Below are 26,339 nucleotides of genomic sequence, written 5' to 3'. Positions count from 1 at the left end.
CTGATAGGTGGACCGGTGTGGTAAAAAAGTACGAGGCTCCGGAGGAGTCATGATGATGTCTGGATCGCTAAAATTGTGCCGATGGGCACTTGCAGCCGCCGCCTTCCTGCTGGTGAGCGAGCCGGCCTTTGCCGAGAAGCGCGTCGCGCTGATCCTCGGCAATTCCGCCTACCAGAATGTCGCACCGCTCACCAACCCGGTTAACGACAGTTCCAAAATCGCGGCGACGCTGAAGGACGCTGGCTTTGACGTCGTCGATTCCCGCCGTGACTTGCCGGCGGCCGAGACCCGTCGCGCGCTGCGCGACTTCGCCGATCGCGCGCGCGATGCCGATATCGCCGTGGTCTATTACGCCGGCCACGGGATCGAAGTTGACGGCGCGAATTACCTGATTCCCGTCGATGCGCGGCTGGAACGCGATACCGACATTTATGACGAGGGCCTCTCGCTCGATCGCATCCTGATCGCAATCGAGCCGGCCAAGAAGCTGCGGCTCGTGATACTCGACGCCTGCCGCGACAATCCGTTTGCCCGCACCATGAAGCGCACCGTCGCGTCGCGCGCGATCGGGCAAGGCCTGGCCAAGGTCGAGCCGACTAGCCCGAACGTCCTGATCGCCTATTCGGCCAAGGCCGGTTCGACCGCGGCCGACGGTGACGGCAAGAACAGCCCGTTCACGTTGGCGCTGTCAAATCATTTGACCAAGCCCGGGCTCGACGTGCGCCGCGCGTTCGGCTTTGTCCGCGATGAGGTGCTCAAGACCACCAACAATCGGCAGGAACCCTTTGTGTATGGTTCGCTGGGCGGTGAAGACGTGCCGCTGGTGCCGGCGCGCGCGGCGCCGGTTGCGGCCGCGCCAGCCCTGAGCGCGCAGGCCGAAGCCCGACGCGATTACGAACTCGCGCTGCAGATCGGCAACAAGAGCGCGCTCAACGCATTCCTTGGGCAATATCCCGACGGCTTCTATTCGAGCCTTGCAAAACTTCAGCTCGACAAGATCGCGGCCGAGGAGGCGCGTGTCGCGGCGACCGAGAAGGCGCGGCTGGCCGAGCAGGAGCGGGCCCGGCTCGCCGCCGAGGGCGCCCAGAAGTCGCAGCAGGCAAGGGCCGAAGCGGAAGCCAAGGCGGCTGAGCAGGCGCGCATCGCAGCCGAAAAGGCCAAGCAGGTGGCGCAGGAGCAGGCGGCCGCGGCCGAGCAGAAGCGCGTCGCCGCAGAAAGCGCCGCCGCCGGCAAGGCGTCGGCTCCAGCACCCGCGGAGAAGGACAAAGCCGTAAACGTTGCTGCCCTTTCGGCCGGCCCGCCGCAGGCTGACGTCACAAAATCGGTGCAGGCCGAACTGCGCCGCGTCGGCTGCCTGACGGGCAATGCCGACGGCAACTGGAGTAGCGCCTCGGAGCGGTCGCTGACTTTGTTCAACCGCTACGCCGGAACCAAGCTCGATACCAAGGTCGCCAGCGTCGATGCGCTCGATACGATCAAGCTGAAGTCGTCGCGCGTGTGCCCACTGGCTTGCGAGCACGGCTTCAAGGCCGAAGGCGAGCACTGCACCAAGATCACCTGTGCCGAGGGCTCGTTCCTCAACGACGACAATGAATGCGAGAAGCGTCGCGCTAAAAAGCCGGTGGCAAGGCGCGAGAAGCCCGAACCGCGGCAGGCGCTGGAAGCCAGGCCGTATCAGGTACCGCGGGCCAGGCAGGCCACCGCCGGGCGTTATCAGGGACGGGATCCGAGCATCGGGGCCAGTGGCCGTCCGCTCACCGGCCTCGAACGCCAGCAGGGCTGCAATAGCTACCAGGCCATCATGTCGGGCGTGTGCCCGTAACGACGGCCGGCATCAGATCAAGTCCATATTGGCGCCGCGACAGCGGCGCCAATTGCTTTTCAAATAGCGCTCGCCGCGATGTTCACCATCAGCGCCAGCAAGGCCGTGTTGAACACGAACGAGATGATGCCGTGCACAGTCGCGGTGCGGCGGATGACCTTGTCGGTGATGCCGACGTCGGACACCTGCGCGGTCATGCCGATCACAAACGAGAAGTAGACGAAATCCCAGTAATCCGCATCCTCGTGCGGGTCGCCGCTTGGAAACTGCAGGCCGCCGGGCGTTCTGCCGCGATAAAAATCATGGGCGTAGTGCAGCGCAAAGGCGGTATGCACAAGCGCCCATGACAATGCGATCGTCGCCGTCGCCAGGATGAGCCCGGCCGGATTGCCTTTGGAGGCGCCGAGCTCGAACGCGATCGCGCCAAGGCTTGCGAGGGCGCCGAACGCGGTCACTAACAGGATCAGGAAACGCCCGTCATCCTGCAACACCGCGCTGCGCCTTATATGGCCGACGTCGCAGCGCAGCATCATGATATAGGCAAGCACGAGATACAGTGCGGCGAAGACATCCCAGCCGACGATGAGACGTGTCGCCAGCCGAAGCGTGTCAGGCATCAGGAAGAATACGGCCACGCCAACCGCGAGCGCGATGAAGGTCCGCGGCCTTCCATAGACGACGCGGACCGGCATCGGCAGGTTCTGGAAGCGAACAAGGTGTTTCTCGAATTCCTTGTCCATCCGCTGGCTTTCGATACGCGCTAATTCCTGCGCTCCGCGACAAAGCGCGCGGCGGCCCGCAAGATGTCGCCCTTCGCGCCGAAGATCGACAGTGCGGAATCGGCGCGCGCCAACAGGTCGCGCACGCGCTGCTTGGCGCCGTCGATGCCGAGCTGGGTGACGAAGGTGGTCTTGCCGAGCGCCGCATCCTGGCCGGTCTGCTTGCCGAGCGCTGCGGCGTCGCCCTCGACGTCGAGCAGGTCGTCGGCGATCTGGAACGCCTCGCCGAGCGCGCGGCCGTAGTCGTCGAGCGCCTGGTATTCCTTCGGCGTGGACTGGCCGAGGATCGCGCCGGCGATGCAGCCATAGCGCAACAGCGCGCCGGTCTTCATCTGCTGCAGCCGCGCCACGTCGACCGGCTCGCGGTCGCCGAAGCGGCCTTCGCCGGCGAGGTCGAGGATCTGGCCGCCGACCATGCCGCCGATGCCGGAACCGCGCGCCAGTGCCCGCGTCAACAAGAGGCGCACATTGGCGTCCTTGTGGATCTCGTCGCGGGTGACGATGTCGAACGCCAGCGTCAATAGCCCGTCGCCGGCGAGGATCGCGGTGGCGTCGTCGGTCTTCTTGTGCAGGGTGGGCCGGCCGCGGCGCAAATCGCTGTTGTCCATCGCCGGCAGATCGTCATGGATCAGGGAATAGCAATGGATGCATTCCAGCGCCGCGCCGACCAACAGCGCGGCCTCGCGCGGGACGCCGAACACCGCCGAGCTTTCGACCACCAGAAAGGGCCGCAGCCGCTTTCCACCGCCCAGGCTGGAATAGCGCATCGCGTCCATCAGCCGCTTCGGCCGCGCGATCTCGTCGGGCAGCAGCGTGTCGGACAACAGCTTCGCCAGCAGCGCTTCGGTGTCCTCCGCGGTTTGGTCCAGTCGTTTGGCAAAATCGGCAGTGGCGGTGGTCATTAAGAATAGCTCCAGATCAATTTGGCCCGGACAATGTTTGATGGCGGGCGCTTCGTCAATTCCATGACCCCCGTCACAAAAGCGCTGGAAAACGCCCGAAATATCATGGAGATGTCACATGGGTGGGGCCTGTTCAGCGGTCCCGGGCGGGCCTGGGCTGAACCGGAAGCATCCAATTTGCGCATTGTCCGAATTTTAGTGCTGATCGTGCTGGCGGTGCTGTTGCTGCCCTATCTGGTGACGCCGTTCTACCGCACCGGGCATCCGGTCTCGACGCTGATGGCCTGGCGCTGGCTCAAGGGCGCGCCGGTGTCGCGGCAATGGATCGATTTCAAAGCGATTTCGCCCTACCTGCCGCGCTCGGTGGTCGGTTCCGAAGACGCCAGATTCTGTAGCCATCGCGGGGTCGATTGGGGCGCGCTGCAGGACGCAATCGACGACGCCGAGGACGGCGAACCCACCCGCGGCGGGTCGACGATTACCCAGCAAGTGGCGAAAAACCTGTTCCTGTGGCCGGGCCGCAGCGTGGTCCGCAAGGCGCTCGAACTACCGCTTGCGATGTGGATCGATCTGGTGCTGCCCAAGCAACGGATCCTGGAAATCTATCTCAACATCGCTGAACTCGGCCCATCCGGGCAGTTCGGGGCAGAAGCCGGTTCCCTCTACGCCTTTGGCCGTTCGGCCTCGACCCTGTCGCCGCGCGAGGCCGCCTTGCTGGCGGCGATCCTGCCCAACCCAGCCAGGCGCAGCGCCCGCAATCCCGGCCCCGGCGTGCGCCGTCTGGCCGTGACCTACACCGCGCGATCGAGTGCCGTGCAGCGCTGTTGGAGCGAGAATCGCGCTTTTTGAGCCAATTTTCGGCCGCTTTTACCGCAACCTGCCCTAGCTTTACGCCAGCCCATCCTCTATAAGCGCGGCCTTATCGGCATCGCAGCCCGTGCGCGAAGCGCTGGGCGGTCTGGTTTCGGACGATGCCTCCGACAAAACACCCCTAGAGGACTGTGTTATGGCCGTTCCCAGAAGAAAAACATCGCCCTCGCGGCGTGGCATGCGCCGCTCGGCGGATGCGCTGAAGAAGCCGACCTATGCCGAGGACAAGGATTCGGGCGAGCTGCGCCGTCCGCACCACCTCGACCTGAAGACCGGCATGTACAAAGGCCGGCAGGTGCTGAAGAAGAAGGAATCCTGACCGGATAGGGGATACGGCGCCGCTTCCAGTGGCGCCCGCCCGAATTTGGCCAACGAGTGGGCCAACGGTTCCACAGGGCGAAGCGATGCTTTGCCCGGGGACATTTTCGGTTTTTCTAGCAAGGCGTGATACCCATGGTCGGTTTTCCGCTGCTTCTGATTCCGCTCGCGATCTACAACATCATCGTCTTCCTGATGCCGGAGGTATCGTTCACCGATCCGCTGGTGAAGTTGACCTTGATGTCGGGTGCGGAATGGACGGTGACGCTGAGCGACGTGCTGCTCACGCTCGGCATCTTGCTGCTGCTCGCCGAGGTCATCAAAGGCGCGCGGCCCGGCGCGAAATACCTCACCGACCATCTGCTGTCGCTGATCGTGTTCGGAGCGGCGGCGGCTGAATTCCTGCTGTGGCCGAAGTTCGGCACCTCGACCTATTTCCTGATGACGGCGCTGTCGCTGGTGGATTTCGTCTCCGGCCTCGCATTGCGGACGCGACGCCGTGCTGTCGCGGCGGCGGCGCCTGCGCCTACGCCTCCAGCGCCTACGCCTCCAGCAAAAGAACCCGAAGCCGAAAAAGTCGAGGCCCCGGCGGCCGAGCCCAAACCAGCGCCGGCACCGGCAGCTACGCCTGCGCCTGCTGCGCCGGCGGCACCAGCGGCAACATCGGTCGCCGAATCCGTGCTGCAGGATCGCCCCGAACCAAAGCCGGCGCAGCCTGCCGCCGCGCCCGAGACGGCTACAATCGTGCCCGAGACTTCTTCGCCGAAAGCGCCTTCACCGGAAGCCACTTCGCCGGAGGTCCCGTCACCGGGACTGCAGCCGGGCTCAGGCTCTCCGCCTTCGCCGGATAAGCCTGATACGCCCCAGCGCTGATCTAGATGGTTTGCCGTGTCCGGAAGCCGGTGTTGCAGCACCCGATTTGGCTGGCGCCATAGGCCATCTGCGCATCCGCCAATGAGGCCCGCCTCAAGGCGCGGGTTTGCGGTGTCTGATCGGCGGTCGCGATCAACTGCGCGAGGAAGGTCGGATCGGGCCGCGGCGTGGCCGCTCGCTCTGACCAATGCACGGACTGGGTGACCGGCACCAGCGCGACGCAGGCCGGCTCGTCGAGGTTGACGAACTCGCCGTCCAAAATTTCGTCTGATCGATCGATACCCAGCATCGCGCACCGCATCCGGCTAAAACTGTCACGTTTCGGGACGAAACGCCCCACTGCGATCTGACCTCGCAAGGCCTATGCCGCTCCCTTCCGCGTCGTTCCCGGCTGACGCGGAAAGTTCGTGAAACATGGTTTCCGGTTTATTTATCAACTTTGCCTAGCCTCTTGTTCGAAACAGCCACTATCCTCAAGGCCCAAAGGAATCACCAAGGGAATCACCCGGCGGTGTCCCGAATCGAGGCGATCTGATGCCCCCTGTCCCGGAAGCCTCCAGCATTCTTGCCTCGCTAGGCCAGGCGGCTTTCGTTTGGGACCTGATAGCGGACACCATCGCCTGGAGCGACAATGCCGACGCGGTTTTCACCGACATTCCGGCGGAAGCGCTACGGAGTGGCGCCGGGTTCGCCGCCCTGATCGAGCCCTCCCGCTCGATCCGGACGGACGCCCTCACTCGATCGCCCCCGCCGAAGGGCGGCGAAGGCGTCCCCTATCGGATCGAATATGGCGTGCGAGCCTCAAGCTCCGCGCCGGTACTCTGGATCGAGGAAACCGGTTGCTGGTTCGCGGGGCCCGACGGCAAGCCAGTGCGCGCGCAGGGCATTGTCCGCATCAACAATGAGCGCCGTGCGCGCGACGAGCAATTGCTGAAGCTCTCGATGCACGATCCGCTGACTGGTGAGCTCAATCGCACGCATCTCATCGCCTCGCTGGCGGAAGCGATCGAGGAAGCCATGCGTCTCCGATCGACGTGCGCCTTCATGCTGATCGGCATCGATCATTTGGCGCGCGTCAACGATGCTTTCGGCTTCGATGTCGCGGACGCCGTGATTGCGGAAGTAGGAAGGCGCATCCGTGCCAAGCTGCGCGGCGGCGACGTGCTCGGGCGCTTCTCCGGCAACAAGTTCGGGCTGATCTTGAGGAATTGCACCGTCGAAGATGCCAATATCGCGGCCGAGCGCTTCCTGGCAGGGATCCGCGACGAGGTAATCCCGACCAAATCCGGCCCGGTTTCGGTGACCGCCTCGATCGGCGCGATCAGCATCCCCCGTCACGCCCGCAATGCCGATGAGGCCGTCAATCGCGCCCAGGAAACGCTAGATGACGCCAAGCGCCGCCGCGCCGGATCGTTCTCGCTGTGGAAGCCGAACGTCGAGCGCGACGCCCAGCGCCGCGTCAACATCCGCGTCACCGACGAGATCGTCACTGCATTGAACGAGCGGCGGATCGTCACCGCCTTTGAGCCCGTGGTCGAAGCGCGCTCGCGGCAGCCGGCGTTCTATGAATGCCTGGTGCGGATGGAGCAGGAGGACGGGCAGGCGCTGCTGGCGCCCGATATCGTTCCGGTCGCCGAGCGATTGGGCTTGATCCGGCTGGTCGATCATCGCGTGCTCGAACTCGCGGTCGCCGAGCTCGCGGCATCGCCGAACGTGCGGCTCAGCCTCAACATCTCGCCCGACACCACCATGGACCCGGACTGGTGGACCGGAATCGAATCGCTGATGCAGGCGCATCCCGGCGCCGGCGAGCGGCTGATCGTCGAGATCACCGAAACGGTTGCGATCCAGGACATCGACGATATCAGGGGCTTCATCACGCGACTGAAAAGCTTCGGCAGCCAGATCGCGATCGACGATTTCGGCGCCGGCTACACCTCGTTCCGCAACTTGCGCAAGCTCGGCGTCGATATCGTGAAGATCGACGGCGCCTTCGTGCAGAACATCGCACGCTCCGCCGACGATCGCGCCTTCGTGCATACGCTGATCGATCTGGCCAACCGCCTGCAGATCAAGACGGTAGCCGAATGGGTGCAGGACGAAGAAACCGCCGTGATGCTGCGCGAATGGGGCTGCGACTACATCCAGGGCCGCCTGATCGGACTGGCATCGCCGCAGCGGCCATGGGCAGTGTCGGCTGACCCTGCGTTGCCCGCAGCGGGCTAGCGCCGAAATCAGCGAATGCAAACGCTTCTGGGCGGCGCTCAGTTGACAGAATAGTAAATATTCTTAGTATTAGAATTCTTAGTATAGGGGCGCGCCACACCATGTCTAAACGCGACCATGAAGGGACTGAACCATTGACGGTGCTGGCCTCGCATCGGGTGCCCGCTCACTTGGCGCGTCGGTTTCATCAGATCTGTCTCGGGGTAACCGCAGAAATCCTCGACGGCCAGGACATCACCCCGATCCAGTGGGGCGTCATGGCCGCCATTCTGGAAGAGCCGGGGACCGGCCAGAAACATATAGCGAAGCGGGTTGGCATCGATCCCGTCACGCTTGGTCAGATGATCGACGCCCTTGAGAAGAAGGGCCTGGTTAAACGCCAGACCGATCCGGGCGATCGCCGGGGTCGGCAGCTTTTTCTCACCCGGCGCGGCACGGAGCTGCGCCTGCGACTACGCCCCTCGATGCTCGAGGCGCAAGAACGGCTGCTGGCCCCGCTAACAAAAACCGAGCGCGCGGCCCTTCTCGATATGCTCGCGCGCGTCGTCGTTGCCAATGGCTGCTATGCCCGCCCTGGCAACGGGCGGCAAAGGCCGCGAAGGCGCTCTAGTTCAGATCCAGCGGACTAAGAAGGAGGCGTCCATGCGCATCCGGCTCTTGCTGATGCTGTTGCTCTGCAGCCTGACGTCGATCCTGCCAAACGCGGCAATGGCCGAATGGCCCGACCGGGTCGTGAAGATAGTGGTGCCTTTCCCTCCCGGCAGCGCCAACGATTCCGCAGTGCGGATATTTGCGGATGTCCTTTCCAGAAAATGGGGAAAACCTGTTGTGGTCGAGAATCGTACCGGTGCTGAAGGCACGATCGGTGTGAGCTCGTTCGTTGCGGCCCAGGACGATCACACCTTGCTATACACGGTAGGCGGCTCGATTTCGGTGGCGCCGCTTCTGGTCGACAAATTGACCTACGACGTCGACCGCGATCTACAACCAATCGCCTCTGCGACGTCGATCGTCCTTACACTTGCCGTCAATAGTGGTTTGGAAGTCAGCAGCATTCCGGAACTGATTGAGGTGCTGAGGGCAAACCCCGGCAAATACGTCTGGGCCTCGGGGCCGACCTTACCGCGCTTTGTCTTCGCAGCCTTCCTGAAGCGCCATGGGCTTGCGATGAACTACGCCAGTTACCGCGACGCGGCTCAACCGCAAGCCGACCTTGGCGAAGGTCGAATCCAGATTTTGGTGACGTCACTTTCGGCCTCCCTGTCTCCGGTGCAGGCCGGTAAGGCGCGCTTTCTGGCCATCATCAACCCAGCCCGCGCGGCGACGCTGCCGGACGTTAAGACAGTTCGCGAACTTGCTTACCCCGAGCTTGAAATCGACGGGCTCGCCGGCTTCTTTGGTGGCAGGGCGATGTCCGATGCGCTGAGGGACCGCATCGCCACGGATATCGCCGCGGTCTGCGCGGATCCAGACGTGCGCCGCAGGATTGAGGCGGGAGGCCATCAAGTCCTTGCCGGGACCAGAGCGGAACTGCAGGCGGGGATTGCCCGGCAGCGCGCGTGGCTGGGCGAGATCAATCAACTGATCAATATCAGGGACGCTAGATAGCAAGCGATAGGTACGCCATGTCGTCTTCCGCGCCAGCACTGAAACTCCTCGACTTGATCCAGTCGCATCGCGTGACGGCGGTGATCTATGTCGCGGCCAGGCTCGGGATCGCCGACCTGCTGTCTGATAAGCCCAAGTCGCTGGATGAGCTTGCCAAGGAAACCGGCGCCGATCGGGCGGCGCTGGCGCGCCTGCTCGCGGCGCTCGTGACGACCGGCATTTGCACTCGGGCCGAAGGAGAGCGCTACGCGCTTGGCGAAACGGGCACCGCGCTGATTGGAGACGCTCACCCGTCGTTCAAGGCTTGGGCGATCCTCGAGGGCGAATTGCTGTCGAAGACATGGAGCGGCATGCTGGAAACCATCATGACCGGCAAGACGGCCGCGCAGCTTCAGGGCTTCGACAATAGCTTCGATCTGATGGCGCGCGCACCTGAAACGGTGCGCGTCTTCAATGCGGCCATGGCAGAACTCACCGCATTCGTCACCGCCGATGTGCTGGCGGCCTACGACTTCAGCCGTATTTCGCATTTGCTGGATGTCGGCGGCGGCTCGGGCGAACTGATCGGCGCGGTGATCAAACGCTATGGCCATATCCGCGGGACGGTCTTCGATCTTCCTCGCTGCGAAGAGGCCGCAACTGCGCATTTGGCGAAGCTCGGCGTCAGCGATCGCGCGGGCTTCATCGCTGGAGATTTTTTCAGATCCGTGCCGGCGTCGATCGACAGCATCATTCTCAAGAGCATCATTCACGACTGGAACGATGAGCTCAGTTGCACAATCCTGCAAAACTGCCGGCGCGCGATGCCTGAAGCGGGCACATTGCTGCTGGTCGAGCGGCTGATGCCGGCCATGCCCGGGCCTGACAATGAGCACAAATCCCACGCGCTGAGCGATCTCAATATGCTTCGCGGCCCCGGCGGCATGGAGCGCACCGAGGCGCAATACCGCGATCTCCTGGGTAGCGCGGGCTTTCGAATGAGCTCGATAGCGCCGGCCGGACGATTCAATGTAATCGAGGCGAGGCCGGTTTAGCTTTCTTGCGTCGTCCCTACGGAAAGCAGGGACCCATACGCCGCGGCCCTTCAATCCGACAGTCGGGTAGACGCCTTCTTCAAACAATCAATGCTGGTGGTTATGGGTCCCTGCTTTCCGCAGGGACGACAGTGGAGAGAGTCGACGAAGAGTTTTCACTCTTCCTTCTTCGGCTCCTTCGACATGCGCTCGAGGCGTTCCTGCATTTCCTTCATCTGGCGGCGAAGATCGTCGATATTATCTCCGTCGGTCGCCGGCTCCGGCACCTTCTCAGGCTCGGGCGAAGTCGATCCGGCGCGCGGCGGCACGAACGGCTTGAACATCGAGAACGTCTGCTGAAACAATTCCATGTTGCGGCGGACATGTTCTTCGAGCGGCGCAAACGGCGTGCCGCTGAAGGTATTGGTGAGCTGCTTGCGGAATTTTTCCTGCTCGCGCGTCAACGTATCGATCGACTGCTCCAGATATTTCGGCACCACCAATTGCATGCTGTCGCCGTAGAAGCGGATCAACTGCCGCAGGAAAGTGGTGGGCAACAGATTTTGTCCGGCCTTGTTTTCCTGTTCGAAGATGATCTGCGCCAGCACCTGGCGGGTAATGTCATCGCCGGTCTTGGCGTCGTAGACGAGAAAATCCTCGCCTTCCTTCACCATCGCTGCGAGATCCTCGAGCGTCACATAGGTGCTGGTGCCGGTATTATAGAGCCGCCGGTTGGCGTATTTCTTGATGGTCGTAGGTTGGTCTGACTTTGCCATAAGCTCACACATCGACACCGAGAGCAGGGAACCCGGCGGCTTCGCCGACGGGCAGACGAGCAACGCAAACGCAGCAAAGTAAGCATTTTCAATGCGGTTCGGCTACCGTTTTGTGCGCCACGGTTAATTCCAAGGCATGGACGCTGCTATGGAAACCCCCATGAGGATCAATTTGAATGCGCCGCGGCAGGATTTTGGGCCTTGGCCGATTGACATGGGTCAATGGGGTTAACAGGATAAGGCGAGAGACAGGCACGCCACCCCGGCCGCCCGCCGTCCAACAACCTCAAGCCCAAGAAACCCCATAAGGAGATGTCCATGTCAGACGATGTCGTCATCGTCAGCGCCGCCCGCACTCCGGTCGGCAGCTTCAACGGCGCGTTCGCCACCACCCCGGCCCATGACCTCGGCGCCATCGCCATCAAGGCAGCGCTGGAGCGGGCGGGTGTCGAGCCCGGCCAGGTCTCCGAAGTCATCATGGGCCAGATCCTGACCGCGGCGCAGGGCCAGAACCCGGCCCGTCAGGCCTCGATCAACGCGGGCATTCCGGTGGAGAGCCCGGCTTGGGGCGTCAACCAGCTCTGCGGCTCGGGCCTGCGCTCGGTCGCGCTCGGCTACCAGGCACTGCTGAACGGCGATTCCTCGATCGTGGTCGCGGGCGGCCAGGAATCGATGAGCATGGCCCCGCATGCGCAATATCTGCGTGGCGGCGTGAAGATGGGCGGCCTGGAGCTGGTCGACACCATGATCAGGGACGGCCTGTGGGACGCGTTCAACGGCTATCACATGGGTAACACCGCCGAGAACGTTGCCAAGCAGTACCAAATCACCCGCGCGCAGCAGGACGAGTTCGCCGTTGCCTCGCAGAACAAGGCCGAGGCCGCGCAGAAGGCCGGCAAGTTCAAGGACGAGATCACGCCGGTCACCATCAAGACCCGCAAGGGCGACGTCGTCGTCGACACCGACGAATATCCGCGCCATGGTGCTACCCTCGATGCGATGGGCAAGCTCCGCGCGGCCTTCGAGAAGGACGGCACCGTGACCGCCGGCAACGCCTCGGGCATCAATGACGGCGCCGCCGCCGTGGTGCTGATGACCGCCAAGGAAGCAGCCAGGCAGGGCAAGAAGCCGATCGCCCGCATCGTCTCCTGGGGCCAGGCCGGCGTCGATCCCAAGATCATGGGCACCGGCCCGATCCCTGCGTCGCGCACTGCGCTGAAGAAGGCCGGCTGGAACGTCGGCGACCTCGACCTGATCGAGGCCAACGAGGCGTTCGCGGCGCAGGCCTGTGCGGTCAACAAGGATCTCGGCTGGGACACCGGTAAGGTCAACGTCAATGGCGGCGCGATTGCGCTCGGTCACCCGATCGGCGCATCGGGCGCGCGCGTCCTTGTGACGCTGTTGCACGAGATGCAGAAGCGCGACGCCAAGAAGGGCCTCGCCACGTTGTGCATCGGCGGCGGCATGGGCATCGCGATGTGCGTCGCACGCGACTGAACTAAAGGCAGAGTGAGCGGTTGAATGATGAAAAGATCATCTCGCAACCGCGGCTCGAATTGGTAAAGATGAAATGCCCGGTCTCGCGCCGGGCATTTTCGTCTTATGCAAGCGTTTTCAACAGCGCTCAAACCAAAGGCTGAGCTTCGTCAAAAGACCGGGACAATTCCGGCATAGAAAGAAGGCCACAAGGAGGACTACGACATGGCACGTGTTGCATTGGTTACGGGGGGTACGAGAGGCATTGGCGCTGCGATCAGCAAGGCGCTGAAGGCTGCGGGCTACAAGGTTGCGGCGAGCTATGCCGGCAATGACGCCGCCGCTGAGAAATTCAAATCCGAGACCGGCATCCCCGTCTACAAATGGGACGTCAGCTCGTTCGACGCCTGTGCCGACGGCATCAAGAAGGTCGAGGCCGATCTCGGGCCGATCGACGTGCTGGTCAACAATGCCGGCATCACCAAGGACGGCGCCTTCCACAAGATGACGCTCGAGCAATGGAACGCGGTCATCAACACCAATCTCGGCTCGCTGTTCAACATGACGCGCCCGGTAATCGAGGGCATGCGCGCCCGCAAGTTCGGCCGCATCATCAACATCTCCTCGATCAACGGCCAGAAGGGACAGTTCGGCCAGGTCAACTATTCCGCCGCCAAGGCCGGCGACATCGGCTTCACCAAGGCGCTGGCGCTGGAGAATGCCAAGGGCGGCGTCACCGTGAACGCGATCTGCCCCGGCTACATCAACACCGAGATGGTGCAGGCGGTGCCGAAGGACGTGCTTGAGAAGAGCATTCTGCCGCTGATCCCGGTCAACCGCCTCGGCGAGCCTGAGGAGATCGCCCGTGCTGTGGTGTTCCTCGCCGCCGATGAAGCGAGCGGCATCACCGGCTCGACCATGACGATCAACGGCGGGCAATACATGGTCTGATCGCGGTCCCACCATTGCAGAGCTGCTGCGTTCAGCAGCGGCCAAAGAAAAGGCGTCATGCCCGGGCTTGTCCCGGGCATCTACGTCTTTAAAACCAGCGGCAAGAAAGACGTGGATGGCCGGGACAAGCCCGGCCATGACGAGAGAACCCTGCCAATGACCCCCCGCACCGCCACGCTGATCGGACTGACCGCGATCCTGATGTGGTCGCTGCTATCGGTGCTGACGGTTGCGACCGGAAAAATTCCGGCGTTCCAGCTTGCCGCTATGACGTTTGCGATCGGCGCCCTGGTCGCCTTCGCAAGTTTCCTTTTCCGGCCCGCCGCCTTTGGCGCCTTGAAGCAGCCACTGGTCGCCTGGGTCGTCGGCGTCGGCGGATTGTTCGGTTATCACGCGCTGTATTTCCTCGCGTTGCGCTTTGCGCCGCCGGCCGAAGCCGGCTTGCTGAATTATCTCTGGCCGCTCCTGATCGTGCTGTTCTCGTCGCTGCTGCCGGGCGAGCGGCTGGCGCCACATCACATCATCGGTGCGTTGCTCGGGCTTGTCGGCACGGTGCTGCTGTTCGCCGGCAATACCGGCAGCTTTGCGCCAGGCCAGATCCCAGGGCTGGCTGCGGCCTTCGTCGCCGCCTTTGTGTGGGCGGCTTATTCGGTGATGTCGCGTAAGCTCAAGGCGGTGCCGACCGATGCGGTGGCCGGCTTCTGCCTCGCCACCGCGCTGCTGGCCGCGCTCGTCCATGCCATGGTGGAAAAGACAGTCTGGCCGGAAACGATCGGGCAGTGGCTTGCCGTCATCGCGCTCGGCGTCGGCCCTGTCGGTGCTGCGTTCTTCGTCTGGGATATCGGCATGAAACGCGGCGATATCCGCGTGCTCGGAGCGGCGTCCTACGCGACGCCGCTGCTATCGACCCTGTTTCTGATCCTCGCCGGCTTCGCGCAGCCGACCGCCACGATCGCCATTGCCGCGATCCTGATCGCCGGCGGCGGATTGATTGCAGCGAAAGATATGGTGGTAAGAAAGATGTAGGATGGGTAGAGCGAAGCGAAACCCATCATACTTCGGCATGCCATCGGTTGATGGGTATCGCTTCGCTCCACCCATCCTACGAAGACTGATCGCGGCGAAGGATATGTGACGGACGTCAGGGCCCGGTGCGTTAGCTGTCACGCTCTCATGCGCAAGGAAGCAAGCGTCGCGGCACAAAACGCCAGGAACGTCACGCCTGCATTAACGGCGTGGGAATATTCCCAGTGCCGGCGCGAGGTTTGCCAGTCCTTAGGCTTCACAGTCCAGTTGTCGGTGGCGACGTTGACCGGATTGGTCCAGATCAGGAAAATTGCCAGATTGACAATGATGAGAGCAATTGCGGCCACTGCAAGCCAAAGCGACAGTTGGTCATCTCTGACTTCGACCGCGAGAGCCACATTGGCAATCAACGACGCCGGCAAGAACAGGCCGACTACCCACCAGCCGACATAGATGCGCTGGACCACGAAGTAGTCCTGCTCGGACATCTGAATCTTGTGGCGCAGCTCGAACAGATGCGCGGCCGGAGCGATGACGGCAAGGCCAGTGAGAACAATCGCCAGGAATCGAATGATCATCGGAGCGGCTCCCGTCATGCAAGAGGACGGCGCGCAGCTTAGGCACCCGTGGCTTGGCATGCCGACATACCGGATCGGGCCGCGGCACGCCCGCGAGCAGCTTTCGCTACCAACCTCGTCGCCCGGCCAGCGTTCCAGCGGCTGTTTGTTGGGGAAGCCGCGTGGCTATTCGCGCGACCCCGGCACGCCTCACCGTGCAGGGAACCAGTCCGGTGTTGCCAGCTCAAACTTCGCAAACTCGAATCCGGGGGCGACGGTGCATCCAACCAGCGTCCAGTCGCCGGTGCTTTCAGCGGCTTGCCAGGCGTGCGGAGGCACGACGGCTTGCGGAACCTCGCCGCCAACGAGATCGGGCCCAAGCCTGAGGCTGCGCTGGCCTTTGTCATCGGCGATCTGCAGCGTCAGCGCCGCGCCCGCGTAATAATGCCAGATCTCGACGGCATCGATGCGATGCCAATGCGAGCGTTCGCCGCGCGCCAGCAAGAAATAGATCGCGGTCGATCGCGAACGCCCGGCGGCGTCCACGCTTTCATCGCGAAACGTCTCGCGATAATGCCCGCCTTCGGGATGCGGCTTCAGGTCGAGCCGCGCGATGATCTCGGCGGCTTGTGTTGGCAGCGCCATCAGGACTTGTTCTTGCGTTCGCGCAGCTCGCCGAAAACTTCGGCGGCGCTGGCGCCCTTCATGTGCAGCTTGGCCGCCACCTCAGGCTCGTCGGCGCGCAGGAACACGTTGGCTTTTTTCTCCTCGCCCAAGAGCACCGGGATCGTCGGCTTGTTCTCCGCGCGCAGCCGCGTGACTTCCTCGGCGCGCACCTTCAGCGCCGGATTGTCGCCGTCGACCGTGAGCGCGAATTTGACGTTGGCGGCAGTATATTCATGTCCGCAATAGAGCTTGAAATCGTCCGGCAGCGCACGGAGCTTCAACAGGGAATCCCACATCATCGGATAGTTGCCCTCGAACACCCGGCCGCAGCCGATCGAGAACAGCGTGTCGGCGGCAAACACCGCCTTTTCGGTATCGAACACGTAGGAGATATGATCGAGCGTGTGCCCCGGCGTTTCCAGCACCCGGGCCAGCAGGCTTCCCACCTTGACTACGTCGCCATGGGCAGTGCGCAGGTCGACATTGGCAATCTTGGTGGACTTGTCGTGCGGTGCAACGACGCGGCAATTATATTTCTGCTTCAGCTCGGCAATGCCGCCGACATGGTCGTGATGGTGATGGGTGACGAGAATATCCGTCAGCGTCCAGCCTTCGCGCTCCAGCGCCTTCATGATCGGGGCGGCTTCCGGCGCGTCGATCGATGCGGTGGCCTTGGTCGCGGGATCGTGGATCAAATAGCCGAAATTGTCGTTGAGGCAGGTGAAGGTACGAATTTCCGCGGCCATGATAGCTCCGTGGTTAAGGCTTCCAGCCCCGTCAATCCGCAAGAAATATGGCGTTAACGCTTGCGCGGCAATGCCATTTTCGGCGCGCCGCAATGAAACACGGTGTGGTAGATTGCGCCCATGACCATCGACGTCATCGATCTCCGGGATTTCTACTCGCAACGCCTTGGCATCGTGGCGCGGCAGCTGATCAACCGCGGCATTCGGGCGCGCTGGCCCGATGCGGCGGGGCAGCGCGTGCTCGGGCTCGGCTATCCGACGCCCTATCTCGGGCTGTTTCGCGAGGATTCGGAGCGCTGCATCGCTTTCATGCCGGCGGCGCAGGGCGTCCTGAAATGGCCGACGGGGCGGCCGGCGCTGGCATCTCTGATCGATGAATTCTCGATGCCGCTACCGGACGCGGCGGTCGATCGAATCTTGCTGGTTCACGCGCTGGAGATGTCGGACGATCCGGAGCGCCTGTTGCGCGAGGTGTGGCGGGTGCTGGCGCCGTCCGGCCGGCTGATTGCAGTGATCCCGAACCGGCGGGGCGTGTGGACGCGCACCGACAATACGCCGTTCGGTCACGGCCGGCCCTATTCGCGCGCGCAGATCACGCAATTGCTGCGGCAGACCTGGTTCACGCCGGCGGCGTGGGGCGAGGCGCTGTTTCTGCCGCCGGTCGGCAATAGCTGGTTTCTGCGCTCGGCGATGGCGTGGGAGCGTGTCGGCGCCGCGCTGTCGCTGCCGTTCGCCGGCGTCCATATCGTGGAAGCGACCAAACAGGTCTATCGCGCGATCCCCGCGGGCCGCGAACGTGCGCGGTTGATTCCGTCGCTGGAGCCGGCGCTGGTGCCGTCATCGACGGCAACGCGGGACAGGCTGGGCGAATCGTAGGGTGGGCAAAGGCGCGCATGCGCCGTGCCCACCATTTCGTGCGCAGCTTTCAAGGAAGTTGGTGGGGACGCTTGCGCTTTGACCACCCTACGAAGACGAACGATTACTCATTCCCCGGATTGAAATCTTCGCTTGGCGCGGCGGGTGCGGCCACGCTGTCGGGGCGCGGGCCGTGCGGCCGGCGGCGCCGGCGCGGGAAACGCTCGCCGCGGCCCTCTTCATATCCGCCGGGCGCACCGTTCACCTGCGGCTGCGGGCCGGTGATGAAGGAGGGCAGGCGATCGACGCCGCCGGTATCGGCAATCACCGGCTGCGGCTGGGCTTGCGGCTGATACTGCGGCTGCGGACGGTGCTCGCGTTCGCGATGGTGTTCGCGCGGCTGTTGGTCGCGCTGGTAGGGCTGGTTGTCGCCGCGCTGTTCGCGTTCGCGCGGATTGTTGTCGCGGATATACGGCTGCGGCTGCTGTGGGACGAAACCCGGCTCCTGGCCGAAATGCGAAAAACTTTCGCCCTCGTCGTCACCGTCTTCCGTCGGCTGCATTTCGGGGTCGATGCGCGGCTGCGGCTGGTTCTGCCGGAACTGCTCCTGCGCAGCGGCGATCAGGCGGAAATAATGCTCGGCGTGCTGGTAGTAATTCTCCGCCGCGACGGGGTCGCCGGAAGAGCGCGCGTCGCGCGCTAGCTGAACGTATTTTTCCGCAACGTGCGAAGCGGTGCCGCGGATCTTGATGTCGGGCCCGTTGGATTCGAACACCCGGGTCATCGGGTTCTGACCGCGCCGGCCATCGTTCCGGTTACTGCCTTGGTTCCGGTTACGCATCCGCTTGTTGTTTTGACCGTTTCTCATGTCTCGCCTTTATTCCAGCCCTGAAGTTTTGCAGTTGCCGCCGTAGCCCGATCTGATTCGGCGCGCACTCAGGCGCACCGGATCACGATGCCGTTCAAATTCATGTCGTCGATGTCGCCAACCCTCGCGTTCAGCAAAGACGCGTTCCCCAATCAGCGGCGCACATTCGCCCGCCGGATCAAATCATTCAGCCTGCCAAAGCCAGCCGAGCCGTCCTGCATGACGGCTTCGCGTGACTGGCTGTTGCGTAAGTCTTCAAGCGCAAAATCAGGCTTTCGTTCGCTTTACGGTCGAGAGCAGCACAGCTCCAGCTATTGCGCTCGATTCGACCTGCGTTTGGAACCTTTCACCCGGCGGGCTCTCGTTTCGAGAAACTCCGGCCTCATCCGCATGATCTTACGGGGGCCAGCAACCCTGGACCGATGTTGTGAACGGAACGTAGTCGCTCCGGGAGAATATTCCAAGGGGTTTTTTTGCGTTCCAAAAGGACTTTATCGGGCCATTTTGTGGCCCGCGACAGCCCTCGGAATGCCCGCCAGATCGGCCTTGGGTGCCGTGGCAGGCAATAACCCTGCACCCGTCATCAGGGCCTGGATTGGGCCGCTTTGGCCCTCTCCGGCCTCCACGACCAAGGCTGCACCCGGGGCAAGGAGGCCAGCCGCCTGGGGGATCAACGCGCGGTAGGCGTCCAGCCCGTCGGGACCACCATCGAGCGCGGCGAGCGGGTCATGATTTCTCACCTCCACCGCCAGGCTGCCGATATCCGCCGACCGGATATAGGGCGGATTCGAGACGATCAGATCGAATGAACCGGATAGTCCGCGCGCGTAATCGCAGGCGATGAACGTCGCACGCTCCGAGAGGCCGGCGCAGGCGGCATTGGCCGCAGCGGTTTGCAGCGCCGCTTCGGAGATGTCGGTTCCGAATCCCTCGGCCGCCGGCAATTCGGACAACAGCGCGAGAAGAATTGCGCCGGTGCCGGTGCCGAGATCGGCGATACGCATCGGGCGAGCGAGATCGCCGCCGGCGCGTAGCAGTTCCAGCGCCAGTTCGACCACCGTCTCGGTATCGGGCCGCGGCACCAGCGTGGCGGGCGAGAGTCGCAAGGGCAGACCCCAAAACTCCTTCTCGCCGATGATGCGGGCGACCGGCTCGCCCGCGAGACGTCGGCGGGCGAATTCCTCAAGCCGAGCCGATTCGTCCGAGGTGAACTCGCGCTGCGCGACCGATATCAAGCCGGTCAGGTCGAGGCCCAGTGCATGGCCTGTCAGAATCCGCGCGTCGAGCTCGGCGGATTCGATGGCGGCGGTTTTGAGTCTCGCTGCGAGCGCGCGCCGCGCGGCCTCGACTGTCTGGCCGGCGAAATTCGTCATGCGGCGAGCCACAATCTCGACGTCGTCCCTGCGAACGCAGGGACCCATAACCACAGGCCTTTACTGTTGCGAGAGGTCTCGACCCCCACCGCCCACATTGCGAGGCCGCGGCGTATGGGTCCCCGCTTTCGCGGGGACGACAGCCGGATGTTACTCACGCTGCCGCGCCCTGTGCGGCGAGCTGGGCGGCCTGGTGCTCGGTCGTCAACGCGTCGATCAGTTCGCCCAGCGCTTCGCCCGCAATCACCTGCGGCAATTTGTAGAGCGTCAGGTTGATGCGGTGATCGGTGACGCGGCCCTGCGGGAAATTATAGGTGCGGATGCGCTCGCTTCGGTCGCCGGAGCCGACCTTCTCCTTGCGGTCGGCGGAGCGCGCGGCGTCGGCGCGCTGGCGCTCGGCGTCGTAGATGCGCGAGCGCAGGATGTTCATCGCGGACGCGCGGTTTTTGTGCTGCGAGCGGCTGTCCTGCATCATCACCACGATGCCGGTCGGAATGTGCGTGATACGGATCGCGGATTCAGTCTTGTTGACGTGCTGGCCGCCGGCGCCCTGCGCGCGCATGGTTTCTATCCGCAGATCTTCATTCTTGATGTCGACATCGACATCCTCGACCTCGGGCAGCACCGCCACCGTTGCGGCCGAGGTGTGAATCCGCCCCTGCGTTTCCGTGTCGGGCACGCGCTGCACGCGGTGCACGCCGGATTCGAATTTCAGCTTGGCGAACGCGCCGCGGCCCTGCACCTCGGCGATGATTTCCTTGTAGCCGCCCACGGTACCTTCCGAGGCCGAGATCACCTCGACCTTCCAGCCCTGCAAGGCGGCAAACCGCTCATACATGCGGAACAGGTCGCCGGCGAACAGCGAGGCCTCGTCGCCACCGGTGCCGGCGCGGATTTCCAGCATCACGTTGCGGTCGTCCATGGCGTCCTTGGGCAGCAGCGCCACGCGAATCTTCTGCTCGAGGTCAGCGACGCGCCCCTGCAGCGTTTCGAGCTCGGCTTCGGCCATGCTGCGGATTTCAGCATCCGTGCCGGCATCAGCCAACAGCGATTCGGCGCCCGCAATCTCGGCCCGCGCCGTCCGATACGCCTTGACCGCATCGATCAGCGGATTGAGCTCGGCGAGCTCGCGCGTGATCTGGACGTATTTTTCGGAATTCACCTGGCCCAGCAACTCGGCCTCGAGCGAGGCATGATGGGCGAGCAGGATATCGAGTTTGGCTTCGGGTAACATGGCGTATTTCTCTGGCAGCGGATATGGAAAGGTGGCGTTGTCGGGACTTAAGCCTCGCTACAACGACAGCCCCTCGGCTTCCGCGAATTCCGTCAGCTTCTGCCGGATCGAGACGCTGCCGGCCGGCGCGTCGAGCAGCGGCATCAGGACAGCTTCCGCCTTTTTGGCGTCGAGGTCGAGGATCATCGCCTTGACCGGGCCGTGCGCGGTGGCCGACAGCGACAGCGAGCGATAACCCAGCGCGATCAGCGCCAGCGCGCCGAGCGGCTTTGAGGCCATCTCGCCGCACAGCGAGGCCATCTTCTTCGCGGCTTGCGCCTTCCGCACGATATCGCGCAGCGCGCGCAGGATCGGCACCGACATGGTGTCGAACCGTTCGGAAACTTTTGCGTTGCCGCGGTCCACCGCAAACAAGAACTGGAACAGGTCGTTCGATCCAACCGAAACGAAATCGACCTTCTTCAAGAGTTCGTCGAGTTGATAGAGCAGCGCCGGCACTTCCACCATGGTGCCGACGTCGATACGTTCCGGCAGCGCGTGGCCGTGCTGGCGCAGGTATGTCAGCTCGCGCTCAACAATGGCCTTGGCCTGGTCGAATTCGGTGACATCCGAAATCATCGGAAACATAATCTTCAGCGCGCGGCCGCCGCCGGCCCGCAGCAGCGCGCGAATCTGGCCGCGCAGCAGTCCCGGCCGGTCGAGCCCGAGCCGAATCGCGCGCCAGCCCAGCGCCGGGTTTTCCTCGATCACGGTCTCCATATAGGGCAGCGCCTTGTCGCCGCCAATATCGAGGGTGCGGAACGTGACCGGCTTGGAGCCGGCGGCGTCAAGCACGGTCCGATAAAGCGCGAGTTGGTCGGAGGCGCGCGGCAGGCTCTGGCCGACCATGAACTGCAGCTCGGTGCGGAACAGCCCGATGCCGGCGCTGCCGGTGTCGTCGATATGCGGCAGGTCGATGACGAGGCCTGCATTGATCATCAGTTCGACCGGCTGGCCGTCCTTGGTCACACAGGGCTTGTCGCGCAGCGCGGCATACTGCGCCTGCCGCCGCGCGCGAAACCGCACCCGCTCGGCATAGGCCGATTCGATCTCGGCAGAGGGGCGGACATAAATCGAGCCCGACGTGCCGTCGACGATAATGGGATCGCCGGGGTCGGCAATGCCGGGCGCGTTCGGGACTTCGCCGACCGCAGGGATTCCGAGCGCGCGCGCCACGATCGAGACGTGGGAATTCGCGGTGCCTTCCTCCAGCACCAGGCCGCGCAGCCGCTTGCGGTCGTAGTCGAGCAGCGCCGCCGGTCCCATCGCGCGCGCGATCAGAATGGCGTTTTCGGGAAGCTGCTCGCGCGAGGGCGCGTGATCCTGGCCGACCAGTTGCCGCATCAGGCGATGGCCGAGGTCTTCCAGGTCGTGCAGGCGGTCGCGCAGATAAGGATCGGTCGAGCGCAGCATGCGCGCGCGCGTGTCGGACTGCACGCGCTCGACCGCGGCTTCCGCGGTGAGGCCGGTAGCAACCGCCTCATGCAGCTTGTGCGACCAGCCGTGGTCGTTGGCAAACATCCGGTAGGCTTCCAGCACCTCGCGGTGCTCGCCGCCGTCGGCGACGTCGCCGCGCTCCAGCATGCGGTCGAGATCGGCGCGCAGCTTGGTCAGCGCTGCATCCAGTTTCTTGATTTCCTTCGGCAGGTCTTCGGCGATGTAGTTGGTGATGACGACACGCGGCTCGTGCAGCACGACATGGCCGAGCGCGATGCCGTCGGAGAGGATCGCGCCGGTCTTGTGCAGCGAATGCCGCGCCGCAGGTTCCGCGCCGGGCTGCGCCAGCGCCGCCAGTTCGCCCGAGGCGATCATTTCCGCCAGCACCATGGCGGTGGTCTGCAGCGCCTCGACCTCTTCCTCGACATAGGTGCGCTTGGCGCGGTTCTGCACGACCAGCACGCCGAGCGTGTTGCCGGCGCGCAGGATCGGGACGCCGAGGAACGAATGGTAGATTTCTTCGCCGGTTTCCGGGCGGAACGAGAACGCCGGGTGGCTTTGCGCGTCCGAGAGGTTGAGCGGGCTCGCCTCGCTGGCGACGAGGCCGACGAGGCCCTCATGCGCGTTCAGCACGGTGCGGTGCACCGCGTCGCGGTTCAGACCCTCGGTGGCGTAAAGTTCGAGCGTGTTATCGATGCGCAGCACATAGCAGGAGCAGACCTCGGCCACCATGTTGGCCGCGATCAGCACCACGATCTTGTCCAGGCGTTCCTGCGCCGAGACCTTCTCCGCCATGGTTTCGCGGAGCCGTCTCAGCAAGACGCGGGGACCTCCCGACGTGCTCCGCATGTGCTGGTATCCTCCCCCGCGAGGCCAGCCCGCCGGGTGGCCGGTAGCTGGCGTGAAACGCACGAAACACTACAATTATATTCATTCGGCGCCGCCGCTGGCCACCGATCCAGGCCGAATCGAGATCGCCTGTGGTGCAGTTTGCGGCAACGCACCTCATAGGCCGTATAGCCAATCGAGGCTTGCTTTGCCAAGCAAAACGCCTGCCAGAAGCAATAACGTGTGGTTCAGGGCTGCGCCAGCGAAACGCATGATCCGCCAAACCGCAACGGTTTGGCGATCAGACCATGCGCCAAGTTTGAGAGAAAATCGTTCTAAGTCTGATCGAGCCCGTAGAGCGTGTGCAGCGTGCGGACCGCAAGTTCGGTATAGGCGGCGTCGATCAGCACCGAAAACTTGATCTCGGAGGTGGTGATGGCGCGGATGTTGATGTTGCGCCCAGCCAGCGCGGTGAACGCCTGCGCGGCGACGCCGGCATGGCTGCGCATGCCGCTGCCGATCACCGAAACCTTGGCCACGTCGGTGGCCGTATCGAGCCGGGCATAGCCGATCTTGGCCTTGGCCGACGTGATGGTGTCGCGGGCGCGGGTATAATCGGAGGCCGGAACGGTGAAGGTGAGGTCGGTGGTCTTGCCGTCCTCGGAGACGTTCTGCACGATCATGTCGACATTGATGTTGGCTTCCGCGAGCGGGCCGAAGATCGCCGCCGCAACGCCCGGCTTGTCCTCGATCTGGCGCACGGAAATCTGGGCTTCGTCCTTGGAAAAGGCGATGCCGGTGACGACGTGGCTTTCCATGATTTCCTCCTCGCTGCAGATCAGCGTGCCCGGCGGGGTGCCGTGCGGGTCGATATCCTCTGGCTTGTCGAAGCTGGAACGAACGAACACAGGCATATTGTGCACCATGCCGAGTTCCACCGAGCGTACCTGCAGGACCTTGGCGCCTTGCGAAGCCAGTTCCAGCATGTCCTCGAAGGCGATCTTGTCGAGCCGCCGCGCCTTGGGAACCACCCGCGGATCGGTGGTGTAGACGCCATCGACGTCGGTATAGATGTCGCAGCGGTCGGCCCGGATGGCGGCGGCGATCGCCACCGCCGAGGTATCCGAACCGCCGCGCCCAAGCGTGGTGATCCGGTTGGTCTGCGGGTTGATGCCTTGGAAGCCGGCAATGACGGCGACCTCCTGGCGATCCTTGAAGCGGGCGCTGATCTCGCTGCCGTCGATCTCGAGAATCCGCGCCGAGGCGTGGGCGTCCGAGGTCCTGATCGGGATCTGCCAGCCCTGCCACGAGCGGGCCTGGATGCCCATGCCCTGCAGCACGATCGCGAGCAGGCCCGAGGTCACCTGTTCGCCGGATGCCACCACGGCGTCATATTCGCGCGCATCATGCAGCGGCGAGGCGTCGCCGCACCAGCCGACCAACTCGTTGGTCTTGCCGGCCATGGCCGACACCACGACGGCGACGTCATGCCCGGCGTCGACTTCGCGCTTGACGTGACGCGCGACGTTGCGGATTCGGTCGATGTTGGCGACGGACGTGCCGCCGAATTTCATCACGAGGCGGCCCATGACGACGCGTGCATTCCCTGTGAGGATAAGTTAGGTGACCCGAACGGAAAGTGGAGCGCCCGGGCCGAAAGCGGCGTATACATAGCGACGCGGTCCGGGGCAAGCACCCCCGGTTCCGTTTTCGACCCAAAAATGGCGCGAATTGCCGTGGTGACGGGTTAATTCAGGACGAGCGTATGGGCCGTTATATCGATGAAATCCTGCAGCCCGGCGAAAGGGTGCTGTATTCGACCAACGCGCACTGGATTTTTTTCTTGCCGGCAATCATCGGCTGGATTGTAGCGGGCGTATTCCTGGTGATCTCAGGTATGGTGCCAGCGGGCCCATCCGTACTGATCTGTCTGTCGCTGGCGGCGATATCAGCCATCGCTGCGTTGTACAAAACTGTCACCGCCTGGTTTCATCGATGGACCACCGAGACCGACGTCACCAATTTCCGTGTCGTCCACAAGACCGGCTTTGTTCAGCGGCAGACGTTCGAGATGAGTGTGGACAAGGTCGAGAGCGTCGACGTCAACCAGAGCATCCTCGGCCGCATCCTCAACTACGGCGATGTAACGGTCTCGGGGGTCGGTGAGGGTGGCAAGACCCTCGACACCATTGCTTCGCCGCTGGCGTTTCGCAATGCCATCACGGCACGACCGGCCGGTACGTAAATAATGGCCATGCAGCAAAATTCATCCGCCGGTTTCTCCGCCACTGGCAGCACGGTCGATCCGGCTGAAGTCGCGAAATTTTCGAAATTGTCTGATGAGTGGTGGGACCCCAAAGGCAAGATGGCCCCGCTGCACAAGATCAACCCGCTGCGGCTCGCCTATATCCGCGACGCCGCCTGCCGCAAGTTTGAGCGTAACGCCAGGAGCCTGAGTTGCCTCTCGGGGCTGCGGATCCTCGATATCGGTTGCGGCGCTGGCCTGTTGTGCGAGCCGTTGACGCGGCTGGGCGCGCAGGTGATCGGGATCGATCCGTCCGCGACCAATATTGCGGCTGCCAAGCTGCACGCCGACAAGGGGCATCTGTCGATCGATTATCGCTGCACCACCATCGAGCAGATGGACCACCGCGAGCGGTTCGACGTCGTGCTGGCGATGGAAGTGATCGAGCATGTCACCGATGTCGGCGCGTTCCTCGCCCGCTGCGCGGCGATGGTCAAGCCGGGCGGGATGATGGTGGTCTCGACGCTGAACCGCAACTGGAAGAGCTTTGCGCTTGCGATCGTTGGCGCCGAGTATGTGCTGCGCTGGCTGCCGCGCGGCACCCATCAATGGGACAAGTTCGTCACGCCGGACGAACTCGCCCGGCATCTCGCCAACAACCGCCTCACCATCACCGAGCAGGCCGGCGTGGTCTATAACCCGCTCGCCGACAGATGGAGCATCTCGTCCGACATGGACGTGAACTACATGGTGGTCGCGGAAGGGGTGTAGGGATTCTCAGTTATCGTCGTCCCTGCGAAAGCAGGGACCCATAACCACCGCTCGGAGTCGTTGAAGCAAAGCCGTCTCCC

26 protein-coding genes are annotated in these 26,339 nt (G+C 63.6%); 14 read left to right on the top strand and 12 right to left on the bottom strand.

What is annotated here, in order from left to right; genetic code table 11:
* The first annotated feature begins 55 nt into the window (after window positions 1–55).
* Window positions 56–1,822, top strand: coding sequence for a caspase family protein (locus YUO_RS40630; protein WP_083754585.1), 1,767 nt, complete (start codon window positions 56–58; stop codon window positions 1,820–1,822).
* Between the two features lie 59 nt (window positions 1,823–1,881).
* On the opposite strand, the gene YUO_RS0113270 is transcribed toward YUO_RS40630, so the two are convergent.
* Both YUO_RS0113270 and YUO_RS0113265 read right to left on the bottom strand, forming a co-directional pair.
* On the bottom strand, window positions 1,882–2,562 hold the full coding sequence (locus YUO_RS0113270) for a DUF1345 domain-containing protein (RefSeq protein WP_028347704.1): 681 nt from the start codon (window positions 2,560–2,562) through the stop codon (window positions 1,882–1,884).
* A 20-nt stretch (window positions 2,563–2,582) separates the two neighbouring features.
* Window positions 2,583–3,503: a polyprenyl synthetase family protein gene (locus YUO_RS0113265; RefSeq protein ID WP_028347703.1), complete on the bottom strand. Its 921-nt coding sequence runs from the start codon at window positions 3,501–3,503 to the stop codon at window positions 2,583–2,585.
* A 177-nt stretch (window positions 3,504–3,680) separates the two neighbouring features.
* On the opposite strand from YUO_RS0113265, the gene mtgA reads away from it, so the two are divergent.
* The 3 genes from mtgA to YUO_RS0113250 all read left to right on the top strand — a co-directional run bounded on the left by mtgA (window position 3,681) and on the right by YUO_RS0113250 (window position 5,564).
* Complete coding sequence (mtgA, locus tag YUO_RS0113260) at window positions 3,681–4,352, top strand: monofunctional biosynthetic peptidoglycan transglycosylase (RefSeq protein ID WP_028347702.1); 672 nt, start codon at window positions 3,681–3,683, stop codon at window positions 4,350–4,352.
* Between the two features lie 157 nt (window positions 4,353–4,509).
* Window positions 4,510–4,692 carry a 50S ribosomal protein L32 gene (rpmF, locus tag YUO_RS0113255; protein WP_028347701.1) on the top strand — a complete coding sequence of 61 codons (183 nt, stop codon included), beginning with the start codon at window positions 4,510–4,512 and terminating at the stop codon, window positions 4,690–4,692.
* Between the two features lie 134 nt (window positions 4,693–4,826).
* Window positions 4,827–5,564, top strand: a complete 738-nt coding sequence (locus YUO_RS0113250) for a hypothetical protein (RefSeq protein WP_028347700.1) — start codon at window positions 4,827–4,829, stop codon at window positions 5,562–5,564.
* Between the two features lies 1 nt (window position 5,565).
* Here YUO_RS0113250 and YUO_RS0113245 read toward each other — a convergent pair whose 3' ends face one another.
* Window positions 5,566–5,853, bottom strand: a complete 288-nt coding sequence (locus tag YUO_RS0113245) for a hypothetical protein (RefSeq protein ID WP_028347699.1) — start codon at window positions 5,851–5,853, stop codon at window positions 5,566–5,568.
* A 245-nt stretch (window positions 5,854–6,098) separates the two neighbouring features.
* Here YUO_RS0113245 and YUO_RS0113240 point away from each other — a divergent pair, with 245 nt between their 5' ends.
* The 4 genes from YUO_RS0113240 (at window position 6,099) to YUO_RS0113225 (ending at window position 10,432) form a co-directional block, all read left to right on the top strand.
* Window positions 6,099–7,790, top strand: coding sequence for a putative bifunctional diguanylate cyclase/phosphodiesterase (locus YUO_RS0113240; protein ID WP_035726711.1), 1,692 nt, complete (start codon window positions 6,099–6,101; stop codon window positions 7,788–7,790).
* A 101-nt stretch (window positions 7,791–7,891) separates the two neighbouring features.
* Window positions 7,892–8,419 carry a MarR family winged helix-turn-helix transcriptional regulator gene (locus tag YUO_RS40625; protein WP_051379418.1) on the top strand — a complete coding sequence of 176 codons (528 nt, stop codon included), beginning with the start codon at window positions 7,892–7,894 and terminating at the stop codon, window positions 8,417–8,419.
* Window positions 8,420–8,432: 13 nt separating this feature from the next.
* Window positions 8,433–9,398: a Bug family tripartite tricarboxylate transporter substrate binding protein gene (locus YUO_RS0113230; protein WP_028347697.1), complete on the top strand. Its 966-nt coding sequence runs from the start codon at window positions 8,433–8,435 to the stop codon at window positions 9,396–9,398.
* 17 nt (window positions 9,399–9,415) lie between these two features.
* Window positions 9,416–10,432: a methyltransferase gene (locus YUO_RS0113225; protein ID WP_051379417.1), complete on the top strand. Its 1,017-nt coding sequence runs from the start codon at window positions 9,416–9,418 to the stop codon at window positions 10,430–10,432.
* Between the two features lie 155 nt (window positions 10,433–10,587).
* Here YUO_RS0113225 and phaR read toward each other — a convergent pair whose 3' ends face one another.
* Window positions 10,588–11,187 (bottom strand): polyhydroxyalkanoate synthesis repressor PhaR, encoded by a 600-nt coding sequence (gene phaR / locus YUO_RS0113220; protein WP_028347695.1) that lies wholly within the window; start codon window positions 11,185–11,187, stop codon window positions 10,588–10,590.
* Window positions 11,188–11,505: 318 nt separating this feature from the next.
* On the opposite strand from phaR, the gene YUO_RS0113215 reads away from it, so the two are divergent.
* The 3 genes from YUO_RS0113215 (at window position 11,506) to yddG (ending at window position 14,640) form a co-directional block, all read left to right on the top strand.
* The gene (locus tag YUO_RS0113215) at window positions 11,506–12,684 is read left to right on the top strand and encodes an acetyl-CoA C-acetyltransferase (protein WP_028347694.1); all 1,179 of its coding nucleotides are present in this window, start codon (window positions 11,506–11,508) and stop codon (window positions 12,682–12,684) included.
* 204 nt (window positions 12,685–12,888) lie between these two features.
* Complete coding sequence (phbB, locus tag YUO_RS0113210) at window positions 12,889–13,614, top strand: acetoacetyl-CoA reductase (RefSeq protein WP_028347693.1); 726 nt, start codon at window positions 12,889–12,891, stop codon at window positions 13,612–13,614.
* 156 nt (window positions 13,615–13,770) lie between these two features.
* On the top strand, window positions 13,771–14,640 hold the full coding sequence (gene yddG, locus YUO_RS0113205) for an aromatic amino acid exporter YddG (protein ID WP_028347692.1): 870 nt from the start codon (window positions 13,771–13,773) through the stop codon (window positions 14,638–14,640).
* 137 nt (window positions 14,641–14,777) lie between these two features.
* Here the strand turns inward: yddG and YUO_RS0113200 are convergent, their stop codons facing one another.
* The 3 genes from YUO_RS0113200 to gloB form a co-directional block, all read right to left on the bottom strand.
* The gene (locus tag YUO_RS0113200) at window positions 14,778–15,218 is read right to left on the bottom strand and encodes a DUF1772 domain-containing protein (protein WP_035726709.1); all 441 of its coding nucleotides are present in this window, start codon (window positions 15,216–15,218) and stop codon (window positions 14,778–14,780) included.
* 189 nt (window positions 15,219–15,407) lie between these two features.
* Complete coding sequence (locus YUO_RS0113195) at window positions 15,408–15,836, bottom strand: cupin domain-containing protein (RefSeq protein ID WP_028347690.1); 429 nt, start codon at window positions 15,834–15,836, stop codon at window positions 15,408–15,410.
* A 5-nt stretch (window positions 15,837–15,841) separates the two neighbouring features.
* Window positions 15,842–16,609, bottom strand: a complete 768-nt coding sequence (gloB, locus tag YUO_RS0113190) for a hydroxyacylglutathione hydrolase (RefSeq protein ID WP_028347689.1) — start codon at window positions 16,607–16,609, stop codon at window positions 15,842–15,844.
* A 120-nt stretch (window positions 16,610–16,729) separates the two neighbouring features.
* On the opposite strand from gloB, the gene YUO_RS0113185 reads away from it, so the two are divergent.
* Window positions 16,730–17,485, top strand: a complete 756-nt coding sequence (locus tag YUO_RS0113185; protein WP_156908616.1) for a methyltransferase domain-containing protein — start codon at window positions 16,730–16,732, stop codon at window positions 17,483–17,485.
* A gap of 103 nt (window positions 17,486–17,588) precedes the next feature.
* Here the strand turns inward: YUO_RS0113185 and YUO_RS0113180 are convergent, their stop codons facing one another.
* The 5 genes from YUO_RS0113180 to YUO_RS0113160 form a co-directional block, all read right to left on the bottom strand.
* A complete protein-coding gene (locus YUO_RS0113180) occupies window positions 17,589–18,332 on the bottom strand; it encodes a DUF4167 domain-containing protein (RefSeq protein ID WP_028347687.1) in 744 nt (247 codons plus the stop codon).
* A 491-nt stretch (window positions 18,333–18,823) separates the two neighbouring features.
* Complete coding sequence (gene prmC / locus YUO_RS0113175) at window positions 18,824–19,705, bottom strand: peptide chain release factor N(5)-glutamine methyltransferase (RefSeq protein WP_028347686.1); 882 nt, start codon at window positions 19,703–19,705, stop codon at window positions 18,824–18,826.
* Between the two features lie 154 nt (window positions 19,706–19,859).
* The gene (prfA, locus tag YUO_RS0113170) at window positions 19,860–20,939 is read right to left on the bottom strand and encodes a peptide chain release factor 1 (RefSeq protein ID WP_028347685.1); all 1,080 of its coding nucleotides are present in this window, start codon (window positions 20,937–20,939) and stop codon (window positions 19,860–19,862) included.
* Between the two features lie 57 nt (window positions 20,940–20,996).
* On the bottom strand, window positions 20,997–23,264 hold the full coding sequence (ptsP, locus tag YUO_RS0113165; RefSeq protein WP_028347684.1) for a phosphoenolpyruvate--protein phosphotransferase: 2,268 nt from the start codon (window positions 23,262–23,264) through the stop codon (window positions 20,997–20,999).
* 314 nt (window positions 23,265–23,578) lie between these two features.
* Complete coding sequence (locus YUO_RS0113160; RefSeq protein ID WP_028347683.1) at window positions 23,579–24,832, bottom strand: aspartate kinase; 1,254 nt, start codon at window positions 24,830–24,832, stop codon at window positions 23,579–23,581.
* 176 nt (window positions 24,833–25,008) lie between these two features.
* On the opposite strand from YUO_RS0113160, the gene YUO_RS0113155 reads away from it, so the two are divergent.
* Window positions 25,009–25,488 carry a PH domain-containing protein gene (locus tag YUO_RS0113155; protein ID WP_028347682.1) on the top strand — a complete coding sequence of 160 codons (480 nt, stop codon included), beginning with the start codon at window positions 25,009–25,011 and terminating at the stop codon, window positions 25,486–25,488.
* 3 nt (window positions 25,489–25,491) lie between these two features.
* Window positions 25,492–26,259 carry a bifunctional 2-polyprenyl-6-hydroxyphenol methylase/3-demethylubiquinol 3-O-methyltransferase UbiG gene (gene ubiG, locus YUO_RS0113150; protein ID WP_028347681.1) on the top strand — a complete coding sequence of 256 codons (768 nt, stop codon included), beginning with the start codon at window positions 25,492–25,494 and terminating at the stop codon, window positions 26,257–26,259.
* Window positions 26,260–26,339 lie beyond the last annotated feature (80 nt).

This window comes from Bradyrhizobium murdochi, from assembly GCF_000472965.1.
GTDB classification, from domain to species: Bacteria; Pseudomonadota; Alphaproteobacteria; order Rhizobiales; family Xanthobacteraceae; genus Bradyrhizobium; species Bradyrhizobium murdochi.
This window is presented reverse-complemented; position numbering and strand designations above follow the sequence as displayed.

Coding starts and splice junctions, on each gene's coding strand:
- gloB (WP_028347689.1), bottom strand. CDS start 16,609: ATGGCCGCGGAAATTCGTACCTTCACCTGCCTCAACGACAATTTCGGC.
- YUO_RS0113215 (WP_028347694.1), top strand. CDS start 11,506: ATGTCAGACGATGTCGTCATCGTCAGCGCCGCCCGCACTCCGGTCGGC.
- YUO_RS0113160 (WP_028347683.1), bottom strand. CDS start 24,832: ATGGGCCGCCTCGTGATGAAATTCGGCGGCACGTCCGTCGCCAACATC.
- YUO_RS0113230 (WP_028347697.1), top strand. CDS start 8,433: ATGCGCATCCGGCTCTTGCTGATGCTGTTGCTCTGCAGCCTGACGTCG.
- YUO_RS0113225 (WP_051379417.1), top strand. CDS start 9,416: ATGTCGTCTTCCGCGCCAGCACTGAAACTCCTCGACTTGATCCAGTCG.
- YUO_RS0113270 (WP_028347704.1), bottom strand. CDS start 2,562: ATGGACAAGGAATTCGAGAAACACCTTGTTCGCTTCCAGAACCTGCCG.
- YUO_RS40630 (WP_083754585.1), top strand. CDS start 56: ATGTCTGGATCGCTAAAATTGTGCCGATGGGCACTTGCAGCCGCCGCC.
- ubiG (WP_028347681.1), top strand. CDS start 25,492: ATGGCCATGCAGCAAAATTCATCCGCCGGTTTCTCCGCCACTGGCAGC.
- YUO_RS0113155 (WP_028347682.1), top strand. CDS start 25,009: ATGGGCCGTTATATCGATGAAATCCTGCAGCCCGGCGAAAGGGTGCTG.
- phbB (WP_028347693.1), top strand. CDS start 12,889: ATGGCACGTGTTGCATTGGTTACGGGGGGTACGAGAGGCATTGGCGCT.
- YUO_RS0113240 (WP_035726711.1), top strand. CDS start 6,099: ATGCCCCCTGTCCCGGAAGCCTCCAGCATTCTTGCCTCGCTAGGCCAG.
- YUO_RS0113180 (WP_028347687.1), bottom strand. CDS start 18,332: ATGAGAAACGGTCAAAACAACAAGCGGATGCGTAACCGGAACCAAGGC.
- prmC (WP_028347686.1), bottom strand. CDS start 19,705: ATGACGAATTTCGCCGGCCAGACAGTCGAGGCCGCGCGGCGCGCGCTC.
- yddG (WP_028347692.1), top strand. CDS start 13,771: ATGACCCCCCGCACCGCCACGCTGATCGGACTGACCGCGATCCTGATG.
- prfA (WP_028347685.1), bottom strand. CDS start 20,939: ATGTTACCCGAAGCCAAACTCGATATCCTGCTCGCCCATCATGCCTCG.
- ptsP (WP_028347684.1), bottom strand. CDS start 23,264: ATGCGGAGCACGTCGGGAGGTCCCCGCGTCTTGCTGAGACGGCTCCGC.
- YUO_RS40625 (WP_051379418.1), top strand. CDS start 7,892: ATGTCTAAACGCGACCATGAAGGGACTGAACCATTGACGGTGCTGGCC.
- rpmF (WP_028347701.1), top strand. CDS start 4,510: ATGGCCGTTCCCAGAAGAAAAACATCGCCCTCGCGGCGTGGCATGCGC.
- phaR (WP_028347695.1), bottom strand. CDS start 11,187: ATGGCAAAGTCAGACCAACCTACGACCATCAAGAAATACGCCAACCGG.
- YUO_RS0113250 (WP_028347700.1), top strand. CDS start 4,827: ATGGTCGGTTTTCCGCTGCTTCTGATTCCGCTCGCGATCTACAACATC.
- YUO_RS0113185 (WP_156908616.1), top strand. CDS start 16,730: ATGACCATCGACGTCATCGATCTCCGGGATTTCTACTCGCAACGCCTT.
- YUO_RS0113245 (WP_028347699.1), bottom strand. CDS start 5,853: ATGCTGGGTATCGATCGATCAGACGAAATTTTGGACGGCGAGTTCGTC.
- YUO_RS0113265 (WP_028347703.1), bottom strand. CDS start 3,503: ATGACCACCGCCACTGCCGATTTTGCCAAACGACTGGACCAAACCGCG.
- YUO_RS0113200 (WP_035726709.1), bottom strand. CDS start 15,218: ATGATCATTCGATTCCTGGCGATTGTTCTCACTGGCCTTGCCGTCATC.